Origin of the sequence: Candidatus Magnetobacterium casense (assembly GCF_019173545.1) — a bacterium.
GTDB lineage: Bacteria > Nitrospirota > Thermodesulfovibrionia > Thermodesulfovibrionales > Magnetobacteriaceae > Magnetobacterium > Magnetobacterium cryptolimnobacter.
Map to the genome: position 1 here is coordinate 1 of NZ_JABXWD010000786.1, position 1064 is coordinate 1064.

The 1064-nt window shown below is 51.7% G+C and carries 1 protein-coding gene, 1 tRNA gene and 1 pseudogene; 2 read left to right on the top strand and 1 reads right to left on the bottom strand.

The genetic code is table 11. The features are described from left to right. Both HWQ67_RS19505 and HWQ67_RS19510 read left to right on the top strand, forming a co-directional pair. On the top strand, positions 1–539 hold a 539-nt coding region (locus HWQ67_RS19505), incomplete at its 5' end, for a thiolase family protein (protein WP_218254362.1). After that, positions 530–604 (top strand) — tRNA-Ile (locus tag HWQ67_RS19510). The genes HWQ67_RS19505 and HWQ67_RS19510, both read left to right, overlap by 10 nt. Positions 605–610: 6 nt before the next feature. Here HWQ67_RS19510 and HWQ67_RS19515 read toward each other — a convergent pair. Further along, positions 611–1064 (bottom strand): annotated as a pseudogene (locus HWQ67_RS19515) (AAA family ATPase); the annotation flags it as partial.

The following is a 1064-nucleotide window of genomic DNA, read 5'->3' on the forward strand; positions in this document are numbered from 1 at the left end:
ACCAGAATCCGAGGTCTTACACCTCTCTTGACATCATGACTGCCCTTGAGCCGATAGCCAGGTCAGATGGTACAATAACAGCCGCGACAGCCTCGCCGGCGAGCGATGGGGCAGCAGCAATAATGTTGATGTCAAGTGAGAAGGCAAAAGAACTGAGGATAGAACCAAAGGTCAAGTTGCTATCCATGTCTGTAGCCGGAGTAGACCCCAAGCTGATGGGGCTGGGCATCATCACGTCAACAAAGAAGGCTTTAGATAGAGCAGGTTTGACAATAGCTGACATAGATATAGCTGAGATAAATGAAGCCTTCTCCGTAGTAGCTGTGGTCGCTATGAGAGAGCTTGGACTTGATGAGAACAAGGTAAATCCCAATGGCGGCGCGGTAGCCCTGGGTCATCCTATGGGGTGCAGCGGTGCCAGGCTGATAACCACGCTAACACACGAGATGGTGCGCCGTCAGGCTAAATATGGGCTTGCGGCGATGTGTGTGGGGATGGGACAGGGGGCAGCAACAATATTTGAGAGAGTGGGCTCGTAGCTCAGTGGCAGAGCGGTCGGCTCATAACCGATTGGTCGTAGGTTCGAATCCTGCCGGGCCCACCATATTATTTAACGCAGGATGTTACGACGAACAATGCTGCGCACTTCTGCAAGGGCAATCGAGGTAGCTGGAAGCTTTAAAAGTGGTTTGCCCACGAGGTCGTGGCGGGCGACCTGTTCATCGTTCGGGACGTAGCCAAAAACGCTTAGACCTATCTCCTGCGCTGACTGTTTCAGCAGCCTTTCATTACCTTGAACCCTGTTGAAAACCAACCCGATGTTTTTGCACTGTATTACCTTTTCTTTCTGTACCATCTTCTCTATCTGAGCAGCGGTTTGTATGCCTCGGGATGTAGCGTCGCTCACCACAATCAGCGTGTCAACGCGGCGCATGACCTGCCTGTTAATTTGCTCGAGTCCTGCCTCGCCATCTATTATGATAGTGTCGAAGCTCGTGGAAAGTGTTTCTATAGCATCTCTGAGCAGATTGTTGACCGGGCAAAAGCAACCCAGCGTCTCAGTG